This is a genomic window from Chryseobacterium cheonjiense (assembly GCF_012927265.1).
Taxonomy (GTDB): Bacteria; Bacteroidota; Bacteroidia; order Flavobacteriales; family Weeksellaceae; genus Chryseobacterium; species Chryseobacterium cheonjiense.
This window is the reverse complement of sequence record NZ_JABBGF010000002.1, coordinates 23,192-40,020: the sequence shown is the minus strand read 5'-3', so window position 1 is coordinate 40,020 and position 16,829 is coordinate 23,192. Positions and strand designations below refer to the sequence as shown.

Below are 16,829 nucleotides of genomic sequence, written 5' to 3'. Positions count from 1 at the left end.
TCACAGGTTTCAAAAACCTGTGAGGTTTAATTGTCTATAAAAACTTTAATTATAATCAATTTAAAATGTTTAGAAAATTAAAAGAAAGCGGAAGATTTGAAATAACTCTTTTGTTGATTTCGATGACATTGTTTTGCTTCAGTCTTTCGGTATTCAGATATTATATAAGCGAAACGAAAGTGTTTCTGTTTCTCAACTGGAATTTATTTCTGGCATGGATTCCCTTCGTTATCAGTAGCCTTTTAATGATTTTTAAAACCAGAAGTAAGCGGTCTCTTGTCATTGCAATAACGGTGTGGATTTTATTTTTTCCAAATTCACCGTACATTCTTACTGATCTTTTTCATCTGAAGCACAGAACTGCTATACCGATATGGTACGATTTGGTTGTGATTCTTTCATATGCGTGGACCGGCTTGTTTTGTGGATTTGTGAGTTTGCTGGACCTTGAGAAATTACTGTCACATTATTTTAAAAAATCAGTCATTAGCATTATTACAGCTTCATTTTTATTCATTGCCAGCTTTGGAGTTTATTTGGGCAGATTTCTGCGGTGGAACAGCTGGGATGTGATAAGTAATCCTTTTGGTCTTTTTAACGATATTCTGGTAAGAATTGCCTATCCGATGGATTATACAAAAACTTGGGGTGTAACCGTCTTTATGGGAGTGATGCTCAATTTTATGTATTTCATGATGAAGTCTGTAAAAAATCTTAACAAAGAAGCCGTTTTAACCGAAAGTTAGTAACAGGTAAACCTCACAGGTTTCAAAAACCTGTGAGGTTTTCGTCCATTCAAAGAAAGAGACCATCAAAAATAGTATAATGGAACAATTTTCGCTTCTCAATAAACTTTAAAAAAGGCCAACAGGCGTTACAATTTCAAAATAGGTATTATGAAAAAATTATTTTTGCTTATCCCTCTTCTTATCATATCATGTAAAAAAGAATCCTCTGTTACGGAAACGCAGAATACTGATTCATTGGCAGCAGTGCAACAACCCACTACCTTAGAAAAAACAGATTCTGCTGACGTAAGGATGAAAGATTCTATCATCAATAATGCACCGAAAACGAAAGAGGTTCTGCGTACAGGGGTGATGCGCGAAGTAAAAAATGGACAGATTATAAGAATGGTTGATGGTGAGCATTTGCCAATAACTTTAGGTGAAGAATTTACCAATGAAAATGAAGAACTGGTGCTTAAAATAACCGATTTTAAAAATCCTGAAATAAAAGCTAAAATTTCAACAAAAGAAAAGGACTTTAATATTCGATTCAACCAGATAAAATTACCCAATGGCGATTATGATGGGCCTTTTGGGAGGGATCTTACCTACGACCTGAAAGAAAAAGGCGAAGTATGGCTCATTATCGGGAAAAGCAATATGGCTTCAGGAAATACAAAAGGAAGCTTCACCGTGAGTATAGAATGATTCAACGATTTGGTATAATTTCTGCTACCATCACTTTAAATTTTATCATTATGAAAAATATCATTTTGACAGCGGCAGTTGCCTCAGCGGCTCTGGTAAGCTGCGGCACCGTGCAGTCGTTGGTTCAGAATACATTTCCTTATACAGCTAATGTTTTGATTTCAACCGGCGTTCCTGCAGATAAAGAAGTTTCTTCTACCGCTACAGCATCCAATGTACAGACTTGGTTCGGAGGTAATAACAATGCAAAAATTAAAGACGTAAGAATTTCCGATGCCAAAGTTTCGGTAGTATCGCCATCAGGAGGAAATCTAAGCGCATTCAAATCGATTAAAGTATATATTTCTTCCAGCGGAACAGGTGAGAGGCTTGTCGCTTCAAGAACAAATATTTCCACAGATGCTTCAAGCCTTACTCTTGATCTGGAAAACTCAGGATTTCTTGATGAAGTGGTGAAAAGCACAGGAGTTACCGTAAGAACGGTGTATGAACTTAAAAATCAAACCAGTTCTGATATGAACCTTAGAATAGCACTTAATTTCAGCAGTATCCCTGCGAATTAGTTTTTTTATAAAAGTTTATTAGAAAAACGTCTTTCAGCAATGAAAGACGTTTTTATATGGTATGTGGAAAATAATTATTTAAAATCTACCAGCTCAACATCGAAAATTAGTGTTGCTCCCGGAGGAATTACGCCGCCGGCACCATTATCTCCGTAAGCAAGATCGGCGGGAATATAGAATCTGTATTTTGCGCCTTTGGACATCAGCTGAATTCCTTCCGTCCATCCTTTAATTACTCCTGAAATGTTAAGTTCGACAGGTTTTCCACCGTTTTTATCCGTAGAATCGAATACCGTTCCGTCCATCAGTTTACCGGTATACATTACGTTCGCAGTGCTCGTAGCGGTTGGTTTTGTCTTTCCGTCGCCCTCTTTCAGAACTTCGTATTGTAAACCGCTTGCCGTAGTTTTGATATTTTTGTTCAGCTTGTTTTTCGCTAAAAATTCTGCACCCTTCTTTTTGTTTTCTTCGGCTTTTAATTTGGCTTCAGCCTGCTTCTTTTCATTCTGCTTCTGCATAAAGTTCTGCATGAAACTAGCCATTTCTTCTTTAGGAAATAAGCTTGCCTTTTCTCCGAATGCATCTTTGAATCCCTGCGCCAGTAATTCAGGATCTGCCGGGAAGCCTTGTTTTTTCATGTTTTCGGCAATGTCCTGCCCGATATAATAAGAGGCTTTTTGCTCATCAGTATACGATTTCTGAGCGAATGCAAGTGGTGCTCCTGTTAAAAGAACTAACGTAAATAATGTTTTTTTCATTGATATTGTAAAATATATTTTCTGCGAATTTAAGCTTTTGTAACGGAATCCATCACAATTGTAACGGGTCCGTCGTTAATTAACGAAACTTTCATGTCGGCACCGAAGATGCCACTCTCGGTTTTCAGCCCGGATTTTGAGATTTCTTTTTTAAAATAATCAAACAACGGAATCGCTTGATCAGGTTTTGCCGCTTTAATGAAAGAAGGGCGGTTTCCTTTTTTGTAATCGGCTATTAAGGTGAATTGACTGATGCAGAGAATTTCACCTTTAATATCCTGAACGGAAAGATTAAGTTTTCCTTCATCATCCCCGAAAATCCTTAAATTAAGAATCTTCTGCACGAGCCAGTCTGCATCGGCTTCCGTATCGTTTTCATCAATGCCAATAAGAAGCATAAGTCCTTTTCCGATTTCCCCTACAATGCTTCCGTCCACTTTTACATAGGATTCCGAAACTCTTTGAATAACGATTTTCATTAATACGTAATATTTAAAATTTTCCCGGCAGGATCATAATTGTAAAGATAGGTTTTAGGCTGCACATTGGCTACGGCAGTAGGCTGCCCAGTTAATAAAATCCATTGGGCATTGTCTTTCGGGCAAACAATTCTTATATTATCCTGAACTTCCAGCGTTGTATTGCTGTCGGGGCAGATATGCGGAGCATTGCGGTCATATACTTTAAATGTTGTATCGGAAGCTCTTACGATAATGAGCCCTCTTGTGCCGGATTGTTGTTCATTGATATATACCCATCCTCCAACCTGGTTCAGCGGGTAATAGGCGGGAAGATTGAGATTAAGCGTGACGTTAATAGGATTATTCGGGAAGCAACTTACGGTATCTTCGGTACTTCCACATGATTTTATAGCTAAATTACTGAAAATCAATAGTGTGATTAAGGATAATATTGAAAAAGTTTTTTTCATTTCAATTTAAATTTTTATATATTTGTAGAAATTAAACGATTACAACTCGAAAACATTGTCCGGCAAATGTCGGATTATTTTTTTATACTAAAACTAAATTTTGAAAATTATGGCAAGCTATGTTACAAAGGAGGGATTAGACAAAATGAAAGCTGAGCTGGAACAGTTGGAAACTGTGGAAAGGCCAAAAATCACCCAACAGATTGCAGAAGCAAGAGATAAAGGAGATTTGTCTGAAAATGCAGAATACGATGCTGCTAAAGAAGCTCAGGGAATGCTTGAAATGAGAATTTCGAAGCTGAAAGATATTATTGCTACTTCCAAGATCATAGACGAAAGTCAGCTGGATACTTCAAAAGTTTCTATCCTTACAACGGTAAGATTAATGAACAACGCCACCAATAAGGAACAGGTATTTACTTTGGTTCCTGATAACGAAAGTGATCTTAAAGCAGGCAAAATTTCTGTAAATACGCCAATTGCAAAAGGGCTTTTGGGTAAAGCAGTGGGTGAAACGGCGGATATCACGTTACCTAATGGGAATAAACTTTCTTTTGAAGTATTAGAAATAACCCTCTAATCTATCGATTTTTAACACGTAAACTTTTAGAAAATGAGCACAATATTCACAAAGATCATCAATGGCGAAATTCCCTCATACAAAATTGCCGAAGATGAAAACTTTATTGCTTTTCTGGATGCAATGCCTCTGGTAAAAGGACATGCTTTAGTTGTTCCTAAAAAAGAAGTAGACCTTATCTTTGATCTGGAAAGTGAAGAATATAAAAATCTATGGGGATTTGCTCAGGAAGTTGCTAAAAAAATAAAATCGGCAATTCCCTGCATACGGGTAGGGATCGCTGTGGTGGGACTGGAAGTACCTCATGCCCACATCCATCTGATTCCTCTTAATAAAGTGGAAGATATGAATTTCAGAAATGAAAGACTTAAATTAACAAATGAGGAGTACACTGAGATCCAGAACTCTATTATCAATTCTTAAAAACTGTAAACTCGTAATTTTTACGGGTTTATTTTAATCTATACTTATATCTATATATAATAATGAATTCAAACCAATGTTCTTTCTGCGGAAGAAAGAGAAATGAAGTGCAGATGCTGATTTCCGGTCAGAATGGTTTTATTTGTGAAAACTGTATCGAGCAGGCTCATGCCATTGTGAAAGACAGTTCGGTAAAAACAGGCTTTTCTCCTGCTGAAAATATTGAAGAACTTAAAAAGCCGAAAGAAATCAAAGGATTTTTGGATCAATATGTTATCGGGCAGGATCAGGCCAAAAAGCAACTTTCGATTGCCGTTTATAATCATTACAAAAGATTGCTTCATGCTCAGGACGAAAATCGTGAAGTAGAGCTTGAGAAATCCAATATTATCATGATCGGTGAAACCGGAACAGGAAAAACCTTACTGGCAAAAACGATCGCACGCGAACTGAACGTTCCTTTCTGTATTGTTGATGCTACCATTTTAACGGAGGCAGGATATGTAGGTGAAGATGTTGAAAGTATTCTTTCCCGACTTCTGATGGTTGCAGATTATGATGTAGAAAAAGCAGAGAGAGGAATTGTTTTTATTGATGAAATAGATAAAATCGCAAGAAAATCTGATAACCCGAGCATCACAAGAGACGTTTCCGGAGAGGGCGTTCAGCAGGGATTATTAAAACTGCTTGAAGGCAGCATTGTAAATGTGCCGCCACAGGGAGGAAGAAAGCATCCTGATCAGAAATACATTCAGGTAAATACCCAGAATATCTTATTCATAGCGGGAGGTGCATTTGATGGCATCAAAGAAATTATTGAACGCAGAATGAATAAGCAGGCTATTGGTTTCAGTGCAGAAAAAATCAATAACACCAATGAAGATGAATACGTTTTAACAAACATTAATGCTATTGACCTTCGTTCTTTTGGATTAATTCCTGAGCTTTTGGGAAGATTCCCGATCATTACTTATCTTGATAAGCTCACAAAAGAAACAATGGTAAGGATTATGAAAGAACCGAAAAATTCCATTGTTAATCAGTTTATAGAACTTTTCAAAATGGATGGTACCGATCTTACCTTTACAGATGCCGCTATCGAAAAGATTGTGGAAGAAACTATCGAAAAAGGGTTAGGTGCAAGAGGGTTGAGAGGAACAACCGAAAAAGTTCTTGAGGACTACATGTTTTCAATTGGTGAAGAAAAAGAAATTATACTAACAGAAGACAACATTTTTGTAAAAAATTAAAATATTTTTGTTTTTTATTAAAAATAATATAACTTTGCAGTTGTATTAACACACAAATAACTACAACAGTGAGAAAAAATTTATTTGCTATTGGTCTATTAGCAGCTATATATTCTGTTCAGGCGCAGAATATTCTAGTACACATAGATGATGCTGCTACTACGTACGTGAGTGAAGGCACTCTGTTATACTCCGGCGGAGGACTGCAGACGCGAGGTTCCGGCATAATAGATCTTCACGGAAATATGATGATTGAAGGCTCATCTAGCGATGGGTTTAAAACAATCACTACAGGAGGTTTCAACAAAACGGACGGTGGAAACATCGTTGTCAGACTTAATACTCCAGGAAGCTATGCTTCTTCTACTTATGGACAGCTTTACATTAATGGATTATCTCAATCAAATATTACAGGTATTGTAAGTAAAGAATTCCGCACAGATAGGCATGGGAACAGTACCAATTATTTTCAACAAATTGCAATGCCGTTTTCCGGTAAGGCTTTAAGCAGTTTATCAACTGAATTTGGAAAAACATTTAATACCAGCAGATATGATAATCCGATTCTAAAATGGGACAATACAAATGCTGTGTCAATTCATTTTACAAATCTTGCATCTGTAACAAATAATCCTACAGAGTATTATATGTTAAAATCCAAAAATAACGATTTGAACACTTCTGCTCCTCCGGTTTCATTGACAACCATTGCACCTACTGCAACAGGATCCGTATTTACAATTAACGGACAACCCTATACTAATCTTTCTGCCCCTGTAACTTTACAGAATGGCGGTAATGTAAACTTCGGAATTAATGGTACGAATAAGAACGTGTATAATGAGAAATATAACACTTATGTTGAGGATGATTTTGAGGTTACCACCAGCCCATGGGCCGGAACATTTGGTAAAAATTACTACCAATTTGGAAACCCATTTCTTACCAATTTAGATTTATCCAGAATAGGGTATGTGGAGAACGGAAGTATAACAGACGGAAATAATGTATCAAACATTTGGGGTATTGAATACAATCCTGGAACAATAGTTACCCTACCTACAGGTGCAACATATGCCACAGGTGCCTTGTTACAGACCTTTCACCCTACGGGCATTCCGGTAGGAGATGTAGGGCTTATTATTAAGCCTATGCAGACATTTAAAATGAAACTCAGAGATAATACAATCCAGACTTTAGATTTTAATACGCTTAGAAGATTTAGCGGAACTGTAAGAGCTGCAGCAACCGATTATAGTGTTGTAGCAGCTAAAACAAATACTACCGGAACGGTGAAGCAGCTGGGTATCATTGGGCTGGATGCTAATGGTAAAGAAATATCCAGAACCTATTATGTAGTATCTCCATCATCTGTTACAGGTCACCAGACATCAATAGACACAACAGTTCAGGCTTCTGCTGGCAGTAATATGATCGGAACTTTTGAAGAAGCAATAAACGGTGGATATGATAATAACTACTTAAATTATTGGCTATATATTAATGAAGCGAATGAAAACAATTTTAAAGGGAAAAATGTAAAGCTTGTTAATTATTATCCTGATAATGTTAAGTCTTATAAATTTGAGATTAAAGAAAATGCTGAACCGATAGCGGATGGCACTCATGCACTGTCTTCGGGGATTGGATTCTACTACAAAGCGCCAAACGGAACCGTGCAACAAGCTAAACAGGGTGATATTATTCCGGTAGCAGGTAATGAATACGATCTATATTATGGAGAACCTAGTAATATTGTACTAGCAGCTACCGAAACACCTACAGCAGTAAGAACATTGGTTATTTATAATCCGGCAATAGAAAATTATTTTGTAAGGTTTGATCCCAACTGGAAGAAAGCAGATATTGAAGTTTACGATATGAGTGGAAAATTGGTAATCTCTAAAAAGGGAGTAGATACATCGCGTGATTTTGTTATCGAATTGGATGGTAAAATTAAAAACTCGTATGTTGTAAAAGTTGTTTCTGATAAAGGAGAAATTGTTAATGCAAAAATATTAAAATAGAATATATGAAAACTATAAATAAACTAGCGTTAGCCTTTTTTCTCTTTTCCACATTCTTGATAAATGCACAGCCACCTAGTCCTGAAGGTGGTAATGCTAACAAAGGGAACGGAACAGGTGCTCCGGATTCACCGGTTGATATGTATGTATATATCCTGGTTATTGTTGCAATTATTTTAATACTTTTTTTCAGCAAAAAATATATGCTTAAGAAAATTTAATTTTTATTAAAATACTATTAAACTCTCTGATTACTCGGGGAGTTTTTTTATTTTTACCGTATGAAAAAAATTTTTACATTACCAGCTGTTATAGCTGCATTTTCATTACAGGCTCAATTTACCGTTAGCATTCAGGCGCCTGCCGAGTTCAAAGAGCAAAATGCTATTTTATATACTTTAAATGGTTCTAAAGACATCATTTTTTCAAAAGAAAAAAGCAAAAATAATACATGGACCTTTAAGTATCCCAAAAACTATATGGGAATGATGAAAGTTTATTTTCCTGATTCAAATAATACATTTAATTTTATTTCAGAAAATAAAAATGTGAGCGTAAAGCTTGAGACACAAAGTAATAAGATTAAAGATGTCATTTATCTGGATGAAGCCAACGATATCATGAGTAAACTGCAGGAAGGTTCTCAAAAAAAGGAACTTATACTTCCGGCACTATCACAGATTAAGGAGTATTACAAAGATAATACGGATTTCGGAAAGGCGCTTAGAACTGAAATAAACAGGCTTAGCGGAGCTTCCGGGGGTATTGACCAGGCTCAGCATCCTTTTATCTATTATTACAATACCAATTACAGCAAATTCCTTTCTAATGATGCTTCTAAAAAGGTAAGTCAGGACGAAATCATCAATTTTATTGATAAATCCAATGATATGCTTGAAGCTTCATCCTTATTAAGGCCCATCCTGGTTTCATATCTTAATACAGGAGGCAATACCAATGTGAGTACATCAGTAGATAAACTGCTGGACAGGCTAAAAGTAGAAACTCCAAGAGGGCAAACCGTTCTTTCTGAGCTCATTGATATCTTTGATGTGTACGACATGCAGGATTTTAAAGACAAATATCTTGGCCTTGCAAAAAATCTTAAGTGTACTATAACAGACCGTTTGGCTTCTACCCTCAAATCTAATGCAAATGTCGAGATTGGAGCTGTTTTTCCTAATTACGTATTTCAGGCACCCGTTAATACCAATGCTAAAACTTTGCATGATATAAAAGCGGATAAAAAAGTAGTGGTATTCTGGTCATCGACCTGTTCTCACTGTGAAAGTGAATTGCCGCAGCTATTGGCAAAATACAATGATCTGAAAGCAAGAAATATCCAGGTTATTGGCTTGTCATTGGATGTTGACAAAGATTCTTACACTAAAAAGATAAGTGCATTTCCATGGGTGAATGATTCTGAATTAAGAGGATGGAACAGCAGTTATGCAGATACCTACAATGTTCATGCTACACCAACGTATTTTATTTTAGATGCTAACAATAAGATAATCAATAAACCAGAGCATGTAGGCGATGTTTTGGAATATTTTAAATTAAAATAATTTTGGAGGTAAGTAAATATTTTCTATATTTGCACCACCAAAACGGCGAGGTAGCTCAGTTGGTTAGAGCGCAGGATTCATAACCCTGAGGTCACGGGTTCAATTCCCGTCTTCGCTACAATAAAAAATCCGTATTATGTTGATTAAAAACATTTTACGGATTTTTACTTTTATAATCCCATAATCCTAAATTTTTGAAAAATTGCTATGTCTAACCTGAACAATTTATTCTTATATCAAAATCAAAAATTTTATAATCTTATTTTAAAATTATAGATATTCTACATTATCATTTTCATGTAGTGTCCTTTATCAGTTAAGTTCTTTTTATTGTTAAATAGGCATATCTTTTTTCCAATTATTCATATCATATCAACTAATTTTAATTGTATTAATATAGAAAAAACTCAAATTTAAAATGCAAGCTTTTTTCGCTGCAAATGGTTTGATTATTCATCTTTTTAGAGCTAACAGCCTTTTTTTTAAGTCCTATTTTTTTACCGTTAATTCAAATTAATAATGTATTCGTCAGTGGGGCAATAAATTTATTACTTTTGGCTTTGGTTCCCATATGATATCGCTGTTTTCGTCTATTTCAATACTGTCTACAAACTTGAGGACAATACGCTCGCCTTTTTCGCTGACTACTAACACATATTCCGCTGTAGCTATCTCACATGTTCCGTTTACAATCCTGCTGTCAAATTCGACCATCCTTAACTTTTTATGGATTTCGCTGATATCAATCTTTTTACGACCATCTACATTCAGAATAATTTTTTTATCCATAGGTTTTAATACTCCTGGCAGCATTGCCACTTTACCACCTGGCCTAACTAAAAATAAATTAAATCCACTGATGCTATAGAATTGTTCATTGCCTTGTATAATTATTTCCACATCCGAAGTATTATCACTCGTTACAGAAATTCCTTTATATCGCTCATTATTTAATAAATATACCTTACTTTCTAAGGAATTTACTCTCCTGATATTTAATGTGGAATAACTGCCTGGTGCTATTTCTATATCTCTGTTGTCTAATGGGGCATAATCGGTATAGGTTCCATATTGCCCACCGATTTTCATATACATATGCTCATACCCCTTATTACTAGCGTTTCGCCCATAATTTCTGTATAATGAATTTAATTTTACCTCTTTGGTATTATCATTAAAACTTAAATACATCTCCTCTTTATCTGTTTTAAAATCAGCTATATCGTCATGTCTTTTGAATACAGTAGCTTTAATTGACACTCTTATTTCTTTCCAGCCTTCCTCATTATCGTCTTTGATATTATTTATTAATTCACTGATATGATTAGATGTATTAGTGGCAACATTTAAATAACCACTTATTGTTGTCACGAAGCTCATAAATGCGTGTTCGTCGCCATAGTTGAGCCGCTCTATTGCTGCCGATAAATATCTATGTAATTCAACCTCATATATTGGTATTCCTTCAGCATTTACCTCAAATGCATCAAACAATAACCTGGTGCCTGATTGTTCACTAACTATTTTATATCTTATTATGACCTCGTCATCGTTATGTTTTGTATACTCTAATATGCTGCCTTCTATAATTTTATGCACAATGTTAAACATATGATTTACCATCTGCATTTCTATATATCCGGAATGACCCACAATGTCTTCTACGTTTATTCTTATAATTCCAAAATCAAACTCTGTTTTTATCTGCGCCTCTCTTATTATATCATATAATAATTCCGGATTGTTATATAGTTCTTTTAATAGAAGTGTACTGCCACCCAGTACATTCATTTCTCTCATTATCTGATTATCTATATGAAACTCGCTAATAACCTCCACTTTTGCGCCTTTATAGCGTCCTTTCATTATCGCTATTGGATTTCCTTTTACTTTATCTATTCCTATTTCGTATCCTCTTACCTTCATCTTATATTCCCGACCTGAAGCATACTCATAGTAATAGTACACTCTTTCTTCTGCATTATTTTTATATAAATCATATAAATCAGGACTGGTCATCTGGATTGCGTATTCTACCATTTCAGGGTATTCACTCACCGAAAGTAAATAAGTATATAAACTATCAAAGGTTGCGCTATCAACAACAGTTTGTATTTCCTTAAGATAGTGGATTGCTTCCAGCACATCCTGCCTGACCTCTAAACACAGTAATAAGCCTTCGTCATATAGTAATCCTATCTCGTTATTAAACATAAACAATAAGCTGTGCTCCAATGTAAATACTCGTTTAATCAGCTCTAACGCCCTGTTTATCTCCTGTTCTTTTGTATAATCACATTCACCAATATACTCCCTGTTAAATTCTATATGTCTTAGAAAGATGTTGTGCTTAAATGGGTCAACCACATGCACCTCAAACAAGACATTTGATACAACCTCATCTGAAAAAGTCTTTTGAAAAGATATTTTTGTATCAGGCTGTTTGCAGACAATGACTTGTCCGTTGATATGCACAGCTACAGGTAGAAAGTCAACATTTTCTTGTTCAACCCATAAATATTCTGCTAACGTTGCGAAAGAGGATGGCTGGTTTCTTAAATCAAATAGCCATGTTTCATTTTCTGATAGTTTAGGATCTTTTGATTTGTTAAGATGGATTTTGATTTTAGCGGCACTTAGTAATACCACGGTACTGCTTCCACCACCCCAAAACTGATAGGATAGATACCTGCCATCATCTACTGTAAGTGGCGAAACAGCTAACACCCGGTGTTGTGCATCCAGCTTAACATCAATTGTTGTGGGAATATACTCGGGTACTAAGCCTGTGACGATTGCTGAATAATCCTCATACACGTATTGTGTAGCTCCCAATCCTCCATTATAACCAGTGTATTTCACATGGGGCCTGTACCTGTAATGATACCTATTGAATACTGCCTGCTCAATATTTTTGCCCTCTTCTATTTCGAATGGTTCAAATGAAGGTTCCTTTCCTTCCGTGTCGTGCTGCTGTCCTGTATTGTAAAATGTAAACCCAAAACATTGGTGTAAGTATAACGCTGCCTTACCCGGCAACACATAAACTGCGTTCTTGTTATCTATATATTTTTGATCTATCCTGTATGTATAATTTCCTTGCAGAAAAGCATCATAAAAGGATATTCCTCCAATTTTTCGTTTCCACTCGCTGCTATCATATACATCTATCTCATTCCAAGGGCAAAATGGTGTATAATGCCAAGAAGAAAAATCATTTTTCCGCTCTCCATATGCATGTATCTCATTATCTCCTATGTCATCTAATCTTACATCACCTACTACTGCCAGTTTTTTATTAAAATCGACCTCTTTTATCACCAGATCATCCGAAAACTTTATCAAATCTTGGCCTTCTTCATTCTCCTCTCTTATATACTGCTTTTTACTGCTGTCGTCAATGTATATAAATTTATCCCATCCCCCTTTAGCTAAATTTTTTACGCCAATTCCGTATTCAAAAAACAATCCATGCTTCACGTCTATCTCCTGCCATTTTTGGTAATCGGCCTTACACTTTTTACTGGTATTAATAATACTAAAGATAAATTCAGCTATGCCAGCTGCTATTGCTAAGGCAAATCCAATAGGTCCGGTAAACTCTGAAGCCAATGCCACAAACTCCATGGCAAAGTCAAATATATCTAATACAGTAGTGATTAGGCCTAACGCTGATAACGCACCGCCTACAGTTCCTAAGACTAAATTTGTAATGATCTGTGCCTGCTCTTCCGGGCTTGCATGGGCTAATGATATAGCCAGTGTCGTTATGTTTACGATGTCGAATATCGGGGCGATGACACTTACAAACCTGCTAAAGCTGCTCATTGGCTCGAGCAGACTTTCCGAATTCAGGTTATCTGCCCAGTTAAGTGCTCTTAACGCTAAATCTGCTGTGCCAAGACTGGTTTGCGTTAGCTGCGATACCAACGAAACTTTCATGGCTACAGTCAGTTGATTAAGCTCACCTGAATTTAAGATTCTGGCAGAGCCTAGCAATCCCGACAACGTAAAATATACATTGAAGAACTCATTTCCGACCTCAACGGTTTCTGTTCCTGGTTTAGGACTGAAAGCGCCCGTATGCTCATCATAATTGAAATTCCCTCTTGTATACTTTATTGTATCATCGGTATATTTCTTTAGCTCCTTTAATGCTGCGCTCTCCGTTTCTATGTTTTTTGTGCGCTCTCCGGTTTCTTTATTGATAAAGTTCACTCTTACCCTGTCACCTTCCAATTCTTTTATACTCTGTAAATCTAAAATCCACTCATCAGTCGGTTTGATGGCTATCACATCTTTATTTGCTTGCTCAATAACCTTTGCTATTGCTGCTTTATTTCTAAATACTCTTTGTACCTCTTCCATGTTCGGTACCGCTTTATCATATATCTCATTAATTTTTTTCTCTACGTCTGCCTGCAGCGCTTTTAAGGCGTCTATTTCATAATCCTGCAAATCTCCTCTCAAGGTTGCCTTAAATATTTTTGAATATATATCCAATATCTTTGTCTCAGAATGCGGCACTTCTACCATACTGTTATCAGTTCCCCTGTAAGTTACCTTGGTATAATCTCCGAATAACCGCTCTACCTCCGACAGTACCCATATACCGGCGTAGGTTAATACTTCTTTATGTCCATCGCTGTTCACCCGTACAGGGTACTTCTGTGCTGTTACTTCTATCTGCTCCGGCTTGATATCTAATTTTCTACCTATCTCGAACACATGATCTGCTATTACTTTTGGAAGTCCTTTCGCTCCCTCTTCGCCAAGGTTACAGCCCACGAGGCTTATTTTCAGGCTCTCGGGTTTTCCGGTGTTGATTTTGTTTTCGAATAATCTACTTAGGCGCTCTCCAATTTCTTTACCGGTTAGACTTCCTAAAGTTGTTTCGTTCTCAAACTCTGATCCATGCCCAACTAATACCAGCTTGATATGCTTTACATCCTCCAAGGCAAAGCCGGTTTTGGGCGTTAACTGATCGTCTTCCAATGTGATAACCGCACCTCCAAACCCATCCTTGCACTGTACCCAGTTGCTGTTACGCGGGTCTTTCATAAGTAAGTCCTTCGTGGCTCGAAAACTAATGTCATCCCCTTGCATTTGTAGGATGATCCGCTTTTCTTCCCGGCTGGCTATTGGCTTTCCTTCTAAAGAACCTATATCTCCTTGTCCTGGTATTTTCCAGGTTTCTTCTCGCGGACTTCCTGCCAGATATTTATCATGTTTAGAAATTTTAGACTTTAGAGTCAGATTTTTAAAAATTTCATCGTATGATGTATATATAAGTGTCTCAATTTCCTTTTCCAGATCGTACCCAAGAGGTTGACCAAAATAACGTATGTGCACATTTTTTTCCATCCCCCTAGGACTATCACATTCTTCATATCTCACCAGTAAGCTGTCCATTATTTCTTTAAAGGCTTCTTTATTAATACACTTTATATATCCATAATTGGGATCAAATACCGTAAAGCTATGATCTTCATGTAAAGTGCAGGATAATGCGTGCCCTATTCTTTGTGTTAAATCAATTCCTATCGAAACGTAGTAATATTCATCATAGTGGTCTTTGCCAAGAATACGTTCAAATTCATTAGCAAATCTTTCAATCATCTTCTCCCTAGTTAAACTTTTTTCGGTTCCGTCGGTAATAATATGTTTATCACCCGTTAATGTGGCGTTGTTTTCTTGAGACTGTTTCAACTTTTGTACAATCTCTCGAACATTTTGTTTAAGGTGTTCATAGTTGTCAAGACCTATAAATTTTCGATCGTCCAACACTCCCATAATATTTTTTAACTTTAAGAAAGTTTCAGATTTTTTTTCGCATACTGAAAATAAATTAGAAAGTGCAGAACAAATACCCGCTACCATTTCCTCATGTTCCTGGGGGAAGGATTTTTCAATATGGTCAAAAAAGTTTTTCCCTTGATTAAAATTGAAACTATCACCTGGTGACGCTGCGAAATTTTGCATTTTTAGATGCAATCGATCACATTCTACAGCTAATCTATATTCATATTGGTCAAAAAGGGTGTTGGCGATCTCTTTAATACCGTTTGCCGCTTTAGCATATTTTTTGTCGCTAAAATCCGTAAATACTTTTCCGATATTAATTTGTATTCCTAATTTCTTAACTGCATCACCAATCTTATTCAACTCGTTAGCTATGTTTACTTTTTCAAACGTAACCATATCTATATCCCCCAATGCCCCATGCATATCTGTCTGATATTCCTGATTATGACCCCATGAAGCTTGGGTTGGCATTCCTCTGTCTTGTTTCTTCTCTATAGTAACCACCGGCGCCAGCATGTAATTCGGATGCATGCAAATCCGTTTACTTTCAAGTAATACAACCGTTATTTTTCGGGCTGCCTCCTCTCTGTTTTTCAGGATCCCTTCTATTTCAGGCATGGTCAACCCAATGCTTGACAGCATAGATTCCACCAGCCAGGCGTTTATCAGTTCCACACTTAATTCTTCTTCCAATGTATAGCTGTACTTCAAATACCCGTTGAGAATCTTCAGCTCAGCAGTATTGAGTCCATGCATCAGCGAAAAATCATACGGAAAGGTCATTCCGTAGTATAGGCTGTTATTATCGTGAACCACTTGGCCTGCGCGGCCTTCTACTGAAAGTTTTCCACCATAACCGGACTTGAATGCCTCTGCCACTTTTTGTATGAAACTGTCACCTGGTGCCTCCAGCGGTTTATTGGTTTTATTTACACCGCTCCCCGTAGCATTTATTAGAATCCTAAGGTCTGTATCATGTGAGTTACCAGCCTCAAGAAATGCCTTTCCCAACATTGAGCCTAATGATGCTCCGTCCAAGTCCCATATTGGTTGATTATTTTCCGGAATTCCATAAAAAGTGCCACTAAAACAGATGAGGTTCCCATCGAAACTGCCCTCCGATGTTATGGTTATCTCCACTACATCTTTTAATAGTTTATGCAATTCCAATGAATCTATGTTCTCCAGCCTGTTTTCAGAATATCCGATAACATCCTCTTTCCTGTAAAACCTGCCTTCCCTGGTTTGTAAATAATACTCTACGGCTTCATCGCCGTTCATATCTGTAGCATTCAGCCAATCCAACTGCCTTAATTCATCTTTTATATACGCAATGATGTGAATTTTTCTAGACATTTTCATTTATTTATTTGGTCTTGCAAATTGTATTATGACAAATATAAATTGCCACTTCTTAACAAATTGTCGTACTTTTTTAAATAAATTAGAACCGGAATAATTTGTATTTGATCAAAATAGAAATAATCT

At 36.5% G+C, this 16,829-nt stretch carries 13 protein-coding genes and 1 tRNA gene; 10 read left to right on the top strand and 4 right to left on the bottom strand.

The window, feature by feature from the left end; genetic code table 11:
* Positions 1-65 precede the first annotated feature (65 nt).
* The 3 genes from HHL20_RS10640 (at position 66) to HHL20_RS10630 (ending at position 1,999) form a co-directional block, all read left to right on the top strand.
* Positions 66-746, top strand: coding sequence for a DUF1361 domain-containing protein (locus HHL20_RS10640; protein WP_169231197.1), 681 nt, complete (start codon positions 66-68; stop codon positions 744-746).
* A gap of 150 nt (positions 747-896) precedes the next feature.
* Entirely contained in the window at positions 897-1,436 is a 540-nt protein-coding gene (locus HHL20_RS10635) for a hypothetical protein (RefSeq protein WP_169231196.1), read from the top strand.
* 50 nt (positions 1,437-1,486) lie between these two features.
* Entirely contained in the window at positions 1,487-1,999 is a 513-nt protein-coding gene (locus HHL20_RS10630; protein WP_169231195.1) for a hypothetical protein, read from the top strand.
* A 74-nt stretch (positions 2,000-2,073) separates the two neighbouring features.
* Here the strand turns inward: HHL20_RS10630 and HHL20_RS10625 are convergent, their stop codons facing one another.
* The 3 genes from HHL20_RS10625 to HHL20_RS10615 are packed head-to-tail and all read right to left on the bottom strand — an operon-like array spanning position 2,074 to position 3,688.
* Positions 2,074-2,757 carry an FKBP-type peptidyl-prolyl cis-trans isomerase gene (locus HHL20_RS10625; RefSeq protein WP_169231194.1) on the bottom strand — a complete coding sequence of 228 codons (684 nt, stop codon included), beginning with the start codon at positions 2,755-2,757 and terminating at the stop codon, positions 2,074-2,076.
* A gap of 29 nt (positions 2,758-2,786) precedes the next feature.
* A complete protein-coding gene (dtd, locus tag HHL20_RS10620) occupies positions 2,787-3,236 on the bottom strand; it encodes a D-aminoacyl-tRNA deacylase (RefSeq protein WP_169231193.1) in 450 nt (149 codons plus the stop codon).
* Positions 3,236-3,688 (bottom strand): hypothetical protein, encoded by a 453-nt coding sequence (locus HHL20_RS10615; protein WP_169231192.1) that lies wholly within the window; start codon positions 3,686-3,688, stop codon positions 3,236-3,238. The genes dtd and HHL20_RS10615 overlap by 1 nt, the downstream gene beginning before the upstream one ends.
* 109 nt (positions 3,689-3,797) lie before the next feature.
* Here HHL20_RS10615 and greA point away from each other — a divergent pair, with 109 nt between their 5' ends.
* The 7 genes from greA (at position 3,798) to HHL20_RS10580 (ending at position 9,654) form a co-directional block, all read left to right on the top strand.
* On the top strand, positions 3,798-4,268 hold the full coding sequence (greA, locus tag HHL20_RS10610; protein ID WP_169231191.1) for a transcription elongation factor GreA: 471 nt from the start codon (positions 3,798-3,800) through the stop codon (positions 4,266-4,268).
* Between the two features lie 33 nt (positions 4,269-4,301).
* Positions 4,302-4,691: an HIT family protein gene (locus HHL20_RS10605; protein ID WP_169231190.1), complete on the top strand. Its 390-nt coding sequence runs from the start codon at positions 4,302-4,304 to the stop codon at positions 4,689-4,691.
* Between the two features lie 62 nt (positions 4,692-4,753).
* Positions 4,754-5,941 carry an ATP-dependent Clp protease ATP-binding subunit ClpX gene (clpX, locus tag HHL20_RS10600; RefSeq protein WP_169231189.1) on the top strand — a complete coding sequence of 396 codons (1,188 nt, stop codon included), beginning with the start codon at positions 4,754-4,756 and terminating at the stop codon, positions 5,939-5,941.
* A gap of 68 nt (positions 5,942-6,009) precedes the next feature.
* Positions 6,010-7,968 carry a T9SS type A sorting domain-containing protein gene (locus HHL20_RS19700; RefSeq protein WP_169231188.1) on the top strand — a complete coding sequence of 653 codons (1,959 nt, stop codon included), beginning with the start codon at positions 6,010-6,012 and terminating at the stop codon, positions 7,966-7,968.
* Between the two features lie 5 nt (positions 7,969-7,973).
* On the top strand, positions 7,974-8,189 hold the full coding sequence (locus HHL20_RS10590) for a signal peptidase (protein ID WP_169231187.1): 216 nt from the start codon (positions 7,974-7,976) through the stop codon (positions 8,187-8,189).
* A 60-nt stretch (positions 8,190-8,249) separates the two neighbouring features.
* On the top strand, positions 8,250-9,536 hold the full coding sequence (locus HHL20_RS10585) for a peroxiredoxin family protein (protein ID WP_169231186.1): 1,287 nt from the start codon (positions 8,250-8,252) through the stop codon (positions 9,534-9,536).
* Positions 9,537-9,580: 44 nt separating this feature from the next.
* Positions 9,581-9,654 (top strand) — tRNA-Met (locus HHL20_RS10580).
* Between the two features lie 410 nt (positions 9,655-10,064).
* On the opposite strand, the gene HHL20_RS10575 is transcribed toward HHL20_RS10580, so the two are convergent.
* Positions 10,065-16,697 (bottom strand): TcdA/TcdB pore-forming domain-containing protein, encoded by a 6,633-nt coding sequence (locus HHL20_RS10575; RefSeq protein WP_169231185.1) that lies wholly within the window; start codon positions 16,695-16,697, stop codon positions 10,065-10,067.
* Between the last annotated feature and the right edge of the window lie 132 nt (positions 16,698-16,829).

Bases quoted from the DNA above. Each gene is read 5' to 3' on its own strand.
- HHL20_RS10640 (WP_169231197.1), top strand. From the start codon at position 66: ATGTTTAGAAAATTAAAAGAAAGCGGAAGATTTGAAATAACTCTTTTG.
- HHL20_RS10635 (WP_169231196.1), top strand. From the start codon at position 897: ATGAAAAAATTATTTTTGCTTATCCCTCTTCTTATCATATCATGTAAA.
- HHL20_RS10630 (WP_169231195.1), top strand. From the start codon at position 1,487: ATGAAAAATATCATTTTGACAGCGGCAGTTGCCTCAGCGGCTCTGGTA.
- HHL20_RS10625 (WP_169231194.1), bottom strand. From the start codon at position 2,757: ATGAAAAAAACATTATTTACGTTAGTTCTTTTAACAGGAGCACCACTT.
- dtd (WP_169231193.1), bottom strand. From the start codon at position 3,236: ATGAAAATCGTTATTCAAAGAGTTTCGGAATCCTATGTAAAAGTGGAC.
- HHL20_RS10615 (WP_169231192.1), bottom strand. From the start codon at position 3,688: ATGAAAAAAACTTTTTCAATATTATCCTTAATCACACTATTGATTTTC.
- greA (WP_169231191.1), top strand. From the start codon at position 3,798: ATGGCAAGCTATGTTACAAAGGAGGGATTAGACAAAATGAAAGCTGAG.
- HHL20_RS10605 (WP_169231190.1), top strand. From the start codon at position 4,302: ATGAGCACAATATTCACAAAGATCATCAATGGCGAAATTCCCTCATAC.
- clpX (WP_169231189.1), top strand. From the start codon at position 4,754: ATGAATTCAAACCAATGTTCTTTCTGCGGAAGAAAGAGAAATGAAGTG.
- HHL20_RS10590 (WP_169231187.1), top strand. From the start codon at position 7,974: ATGAAAACTATAAATAAACTAGCGTTAGCCTTTTTTCTCTTTTCCACA.
- HHL20_RS10585 (WP_169231186.1), top strand. From the start codon at position 8,250: ATGAAAAAAATTTTTACATTACCAGCTGTTATAGCTGCATTTTCATTA.
- HHL20_RS10575 (WP_169231185.1), bottom strand. From the start codon at position 16,697: ATGTCTAGAAAAATTCACATCATTGCGTATATAAAAGATGAATTAAGG.